This window comes from Shigella sp. FC1544, from assembly GCF_001722145.1.
GTDB classification, from domain to species: domain Bacteria; phylum Pseudomonadota; class Gammaproteobacteria; order Enterobacterales; family Enterobacteriaceae; genus Escherichia; species Escherichia coli.
The window spans coordinates 1-6,090 of sequence record NZ_MECT01000123.1; the positions used below are offsets into that span (position 1 = coordinate 1).

5 protein-coding genes and 3 pseudogenes are annotated in these 6,090 nt (G+C 51.7%); 2 read left to right on the top strand and 6 right to left on the bottom strand.

Features of this window, described 5'->3' with window-relative positions:
- The coding region (locus BGK49_RS08645; RefSeq protein WP_064195240.1) for an IS1-like element transposase at positions 1 to 262 on the bottom strand (262 nt) is incomplete at its 3' end.
- Between the two features lie 59 nt (positions 263 to 321).
- On the opposite strand from BGK49_RS08645, the pseudogene BGK49_RS08650 reads away from it, so the two are divergent.
- Positions 322 to 555 (top strand): annotated as a pseudogene (locus tag BGK49_RS08650) (pentapeptide repeat-containing protein); the annotation flags it as partial.
- Positions 556 to 708: 153 nt separating this feature from the next.
- Here BGK49_RS08650 and BGK49_RS08655 read toward each other — a convergent pair.
- The 3 genes from BGK49_RS08655 to soxR all read right to left on the bottom strand — a co-directional run bounded on the left by BGK49_RS08655 (position 709) and on the right by soxR (position 4,868).
- Positions 709 to 2,358 carry a Na+/H+ antiporter gene (locus BGK49_RS08655; RefSeq protein WP_000402207.1) on the bottom strand — a complete coding sequence of 550 codons (1,650 nt, stop codon included), beginning with the start codon at positions 2,356 to 2,358 and terminating at the stop codon, positions 709 to 711.
- Positions 2,359 to 2,509: 151 nt separating this feature from the next.
- Positions 2,510 to 3,859, bottom strand: a complete 1,350-nt coding sequence (gene ghxP / locus BGK49_RS08660) for a guanine/hypoxanthine transporter GhxP (protein ID WP_000106873.1) — start codon at positions 3,857 to 3,859, stop codon at positions 2,510 to 2,512.
- A 544-nt stretch (positions 3,860 to 4,403) separates the two neighbouring features.
- Positions 4,404 to 4,868 carry a redox-sensitive transcriptional activator SoxR gene (gene soxR / locus BGK49_RS08665; protein ID WP_000412428.1) on the bottom strand — a complete coding sequence of 155 codons (465 nt, stop codon included), beginning with the start codon at positions 4,866 to 4,868 and terminating at the stop codon, positions 4,404 to 4,406.
- Between the two features lie 85 nt (positions 4,869 to 4,953).
- Between soxR and soxS the strand changes: the two genes are divergently transcribed.
- The gene (soxS, locus tag BGK49_RS08670; protein ID WP_000019358.1) at positions 4,954 to 5,277 is read left to right on the top strand and encodes a superoxide response transcriptional regulator SoxS; all 324 of its coding nucleotides are present in this window, start codon (positions 4,954 to 4,956) and stop codon (positions 5,275 to 5,277) included.
- A 2-nt stretch (positions 5,278 to 5,279) separates the two neighbouring features.
- Here the strand turns inward: soxS and pdeC are convergent.
- Both pdeC and BGK49_RS08680 read right to left on the bottom strand, forming a co-directional pair.
- A pseudogene (gene pdeC / locus BGK49_RS08675) lies at positions 5,280 to 5,759 on the bottom strand (c-di-GMP phosphodiesterase PdeC); the annotation flags it as partial.
- Positions 5,760 to 5,775: 16 nt separating this feature from the next.
- Positions 5,776 to 6,090, bottom strand: a pseudogene (locus tag BGK49_RS08680) (IS1-like element IS1B family transposase); the annotation flags it as partial.

Genomic DNA, 6,090 nt, shown 5'->3' on the forward strand with positions numbered 1-6,090 from the left:
CTGAGTTTTTTAAGTGACGTAAAACCGTGTTGAGGCCAACGCCCATAATGCGTGCACTGGCGCGACATCCGACGCCATTCATGGCCATATCAATGATTTTCTGGTGCGTACCGGGCTGAGAGGCGGTGTAAGTGAACTGTAGTTGCCATGTTTTACGGCAATGAGAGCAGAGATAGCGCTGATGTCCGGCAGTGCTTTTGCCGTTACGCACCACGCCTTCAGTAGCGGAGCAGGAAGGACATCTGATGGAAATGGAAGCCACGCAAGCACCTTAAAATCACCATCATACACTAAATCAGTAAGTTGGCAGCATTACCCTGTATGTTTAATACCCGTCTCTATCGGGTTAATTTTGATGTGGCTAGCGTCCAGGGAATGGGCATTTCCATACTCCGTGGAGAGGAAAATATCCCCATTGATAGTGATACCCTGGTAACACTACAGAAATTCTTTGAAGAAGATTGTACCTCTCATACTGGCATGTCACAAACTGAGGATAATATTAATGCAGTCGCTATGAAGATTACTGCAGATATTATGCAACACGCAGATTGAGGTTAAGTCGAAGAACAGCCAATGAATTGACTTTACAAGAGAGATAACTTATTTGTTTTAGAATCATGAATGTTAGCCCGAGCTAACCTGTTAAAGGTGCAAAAGATTGCACCTTTTTCAGATTACCTCGGGCCTGGTTACGTCGCTTTCGGCTTACTGATTTTCCTCAATTAGCAACGCTTCAAGCAAATCGAGATCGTGCAGTAATTTTTGCAGCGTTTCGTTGCTGATCTCCCGCGTGGCGCGCAGGTGGTACAGTTCAGCACGTTCAGAACGCAATGCCGCCAGACGGAAGCGACGCTCAAGGTTCTCTTCCTGCACGGAACTTTCAACGTCGTTACGTCCATCGGCGCGACGACGCAGGTTACCAATGACGCGAGAACTGACCTCCGTAAGCAGCTGGTTATCGATATTCTCTTCGGTATCCGCCGCCAGACGCTCCTCCATTTTCTGGATCGCCACAATCGCCACTTCTGCCGTTGCCGCTCGCGCAATACGTTCCTCTTTCAATTGTTGCGAATGATCCGCGACTTCAATGTGTTGTAGCAGAATAGGCAACATCACCACGCCGACAAACAGCGAGAAGAGAATGACGCCAGCCGCCAGGAACACCAGCTCATAGCGCGCCGGGAAGACGTTACCATCCGGCAAGAGCAGCGGGATAGAGAGCACACCGGCCAGAGTGATCGCCCCACGCACCCCGGCGAAAGACGCGATCAGGATTTCTCGTGTGGTCCACGAACCAAACTCCATCGGCTTCTTCTTCAGGAAGCGGTTGCTGAACTTTTTCATCGTCCACAGCCAGCCGAAACGGACCAGCATCAGCGCCGCATATATCAGAATAATATCGGTAAACAGCATCCAGATTTCGACGTTAGGGTCGATTTCTGCCGCCATCAGCGACGTCTCCAGAATACCCGGCAGCTGCAGACCTAACAGCAGGAACACCATGCCGTTAAAGACAAATTCCAGCATCGCCCAGGTGCTGTTTGCGCGCAGGCGCATTGCCAGCGGCGCACGGCGCATCACACCGGAGCGGGTGATGGTCATCCCGGCGGCAACCGCAGCGAGGATGCCGGAAACGCCAATATGTTCGGCAATCAGATAAGAAGCGAATGGCAGCAAGAACAGCAGAACGATCTGCGTCGCGGGTTCATCACCGCCCCAGCGGCTGAGGAATCGCAGCGAGCGACCATACAGCCAGCTCACCACAAAACCGGCAAGAATACCACCAATGGCTACTTTCATAAATTCGACCGTCGCACCGCCGACGGTGAAGATCATCGTCCCCATCGCCACTGCCACGGCAAACTTCAACGACACCAGGCCGGAGGCGTCATTCATCAACGCTTCGCCCTGCAAAATGCCCATGATTTTTTTCGGGATGCGCCCTTCGCCAACAATCCCGGAGAGCGCCACAGCATCGGTCGGAGAAAGTACCGCCGCCAGCGCAAAGGCGGGGATCAGCGGAATGCCCGGCACCACCCAGTAAATAAGGAAGCCAATGCCGACCACGGTGACCACCACCAGCGCCAGCGCGAGGCCGAAAATCTCTCGACCATGTTCGAGAAATTCACGGGTCGGCGTTTTCCAGCCATCAGCGAACAGCAACGGCGGGATAAACAAGACTAAAAAGAGTTCAGGATCAAACTCCACATGCAAACCAAACGTCGGCCACGCCAGTAGCGCACCGATGGCGATTTGCATAAGCGGAAGCGGGATCTGAAAGGGCATGACACGAGTGACCACCCCGGACAGCGAGACCACGAGGGTCATTATCAGTATGGTGAAGAAGATTTCCATGCGTTCCCTGTTTGCGATGTTTTTTTATGATCTGAGAAAGGCGTTATGCCTGAATTCTCATTTTTTCAGAATATCGCAAAAGCTCACACAATGTGCGGAGAAAATAAAAACGGGCAGCCATTGCCACCCGTTTTCAGAATCCGATGAAAGATTAGATAGCCCAGCCACCCGCATAGAAGGTCACCAGCGCCACGGCGATAACGACCGTACCGATGTTCAACTTGCGCCATTCGCCGGAAACCAGACGACCAATCACCAGAGTCGCGAAGCCGATCATGATGCCTGTTACGATGTTACAGGTCAGCACGATGAATACCGCCGTAACCAGACCCGCCATCGCATCAACAAAATCAGCAAAGTCGATTTTCGCCACGTTGCTCAGCATCAGCAGGCCAACGTACATCAGCGCCGGAGCCGTTGCATACCCCGGAACGAGGTAAGAGAGCGGAGAGAGGAACAGAATCAGCAGGAACAGCACGCCAACGGTGATAGCCGTCAAACCGGTTTTACCGCCCGCCGCCGTACCCGCCGCAGACTCGATGTATACCGCTGCCGGAGCAGCACCCACCAGGCCAGAGAAAACGCTGCTCATGGAGTCAGTGGTCAGTGCTTTCCCACCGTCGATGATCTGCCCATCTTTATCCAGCAGGTTCGCCTGGCCGGCGACGGCACGGATAGTTCCGGTGGCATCAAATACTGCCGTCATCACCAGCGCCAGAACGCTTGGCAGGACTACAGGATTCAGCGCGCCCATAATGTCCAGGCTGCCAATCAGTGAATTGCCGTTTTCATCGCTCAATGAAGGCATGCCGAAAACGCCGGAGAAATGGACGTTAGGATCGAAGATCAAACCGACAATTGAGATACCGATAATGGTCAGCAGAATGCCACCAGGGACTTTCAGTTTTTCCAGGCCGATGATCACCGCCAGACCTACCAGTGACATAATCACCGGGAAGGTCGCGAAATCACCCAGCGCAACGGGCAGACCATCAAGCGGTTTTTTAATCACCAGACCAACACCATTAGCGGCAATGAGCAGCAGGAACAGACCGATACCGATCCCCGTGCCGTGCGCCACACCGTGCGGCAAGTTGTGCAAAATCCAGCTACGGATACCCGTGGCAGAAATTACCGTAAACAGCACACCCATCAGGAACACGGCACCCAGCGCGACAGGTACGCTAATATGTTGCCCCAGCACCAGGCTGAATGCGGTAAACGCCGTCAGGGAGATGGCGCAACCAATCGCCAACGGCAGATTAGCCCACAGACCCATCACGATAGAACCGAGTCCGGCAACCAGACAGGTTGCAACGAAAACTGCCGCAGGCGGGAAGCCTGCTTTACCCAACATACCTGGAACGACGATGACCGAGTAGACCATCGCCAGAAACGTTGTTAACCCGGCAACCACTTCCTGACGGACAGTGCTTCCACGTTGTGAAATTTTAAACCAGGCGTCGAGTGAACCGCCGGTACGCGCTGATGGCGTAGACATAAGAAAACATCCCCTGAGAGTTTAATTTTCGTCAAGATGCGTGGCGGACAATCCCCTGCCAGCGAAACGTTATCTTCCTGCTCCAGGTTTGCGACAATTTACTGCGTCGCAAAAAAGCAAACGTTTAGCTCCGCGCATACAAAACGGGTGGTAAAAAAAGCAAACGATTATCCGGCGATCATAGCGGCTTTTTCAACCGAAGTTTGCTGCTTTTTTCTCTTTTATTGTCTTGACGATGAAAAAACAGGCAATTGATGCGCAAACGTTATCGTCGGTGCGCAAGATTGCAGCGTTATCGAGCCGTATACCGTTCAGGATTGCGATAAAAAATCGTCTGAGATGACAAAAATATTGCGGTTAAAAAGTATACTTTACACTGGCGAAGAAACGTCGGTGACATACAATTAAAGCATCAACACCAACCGGAACCTCCACCACGTGCTCGAATGAGGTCTGTTGACGTCGGGGGAAACCCTCCTGTGTACCAGCGGGATAGAGAGAAAGACAAAGACCGGAAAACAAACTAAAGCGCCCTTGTGGCGCTTTAGTTTTGTTCATCTTCCAGCAAGCGTGCGCCGGTACCTTCTTCTCCTAAGCGGTCGCCCGGGTTACGCAACGGGCAATCACTGCGCGAAAGGCAGCCACAACCAATACATCCGTCCAGTTCGTCACGCAGCGCCACTAAGGTATGAATGCGCCGATCCAACTCTTCTCGCCATTGGGACGAAAGCTGTTTCCACTCTTTCGCACTTAACGTATGCCCTTCTGGCAACACGCCAAACGCTTCACCAATGGTCGCCAGCGGAATGCCAATACGCTGAGCAATTTTGATAATTGCAACATATCGCAACACATCACGTTTATATCGCCGCTGATTGCCGCTGTTACGGATACTGGTAATCAACCCTTTACTTTCATAGAAATGCAGCGCCGATACCGCCACACCGCTGCGTTTCGCCACTTCGCCGGGGGTTAGCAGCGCTTTAATGCGGGGTAATTTCTTTTCCATAAATCGCTTTACCTCAAGTTAACTTGAGGAATTATACTCCCCAACAGATGAATTAACGAACTGAACACTGAAAAGAGGCAGATTTATGTCCCATCAGAAAATTATTCAGGATCTTATCGCATGGATTGACGAGCATATTGACCAGCCGCTTAACATTGATGTAGTCGCAAAAAAATCAGGCTATTCAAAGTGGTACTTGCAACGAATGTTCCGCACGGTGACGCATCAGACGCTTGGCGATTACATTCGCCAACGTCGCCTGTTACTGGCCGCCGTTGAGTTGCGCACCACCGAGCGTCCGATTTTTGATATCGCAATGGACCTGGGTTATGTCTCGCAGCAGACCTTCTCCCGCGTTTTCCGTCGGCAGTTTGATCGCACTCCCAGCGATTATCGCCACCGCCTGTAGTTTTATTGCCCGCGCGTTAACTCCCGCGCGGGTAATTGCTCCATCCATTGCATAAACACCTGCGGCGGCATCGCCTTCGCAAAAAAACATCCCTGGCAATAGCGCACGCCGCGTTTGCGCAGCCAGTTAACCTGCTCCTCAGTTTCGACGCCTTCAGCGATCGTTTTTAACCCCAGGCTGTGCGCCAGCTCGATGATGTGTTCCGCAATCAAATGACTGGTTTTGTGGGTGGTCAGCGTTTCAACAAACGATTTATCGATTTTCAAAATATCGACATTCAATGATTTAAGGTTATGCAAGTTAGAGTAGCCAATACCAAAATCATCAATTGCCACTTCGTAACCAGCCTGGCGGAAAGCCAGAATAATCGGCGTCATTTTTTCGACATCAAGAAATGCATGCTCAGTCACTTCAAATTTAATTTGCTGCGGACGCACCGCGTATTGCTCTGTTTTCTGATTGATTCGCGCTATCAACCGTGACGGTAATGACTCCAACTTATTGATAGTGTTTTATGTTCAGATAATGCCCGATGACTTTGTCATGCAGCTCCACCGATTTTGAGAACGACAGCGACTTCCGTCCCAGCCGTGCCAGGTGCTGCCTCAGATTCAGGTTATGCCGCTCAATTCGCTGCGTATATCGCTTGCTGATTACGTGCAGCTTTCCCTTCAGGCGGGATTCATACAGTGGCCAGCCATCCGTCATCCATATCACCACGTCAAAGGGTGACAGCAAGCTCATAAGACGCCCCAGCGTCGCCATAGTGCGTTCACCGAATACGTGCGCAACAACCGTCTTCCGGAGCCTGTC

What these genes read in the sequence shown, in the direction of transcription:
- BGK49_RS08655 (WP_000402207.1), bottom strand. Translation starts at nt 2,358, where the DNA reads ATGGAAATCTTCTTCACCATACTGATAATGACCCTCGTGGTCTCGCTG.
- ghxP (WP_000106873.1), bottom strand. Translation starts at nt 3,859, where the DNA reads ATGTCTACGCCATCAGCGCGTACCGGCGGTTCACTCGACGCCTGGTTT.
- soxR (WP_000412428.1), bottom strand. Translation starts at nt 4,868, where the DNA reads ATGGAAAAGAAATTACCCCGCATTAAAGCGCTGCTAACCCCCGGCGAA.
- soxS (WP_000019358.1), top strand. Translation starts at nt 4,954, where the DNA reads ATGTCCCATCAGAAAATTATTCAGGATCTTATCGCATGGATTGACGAG.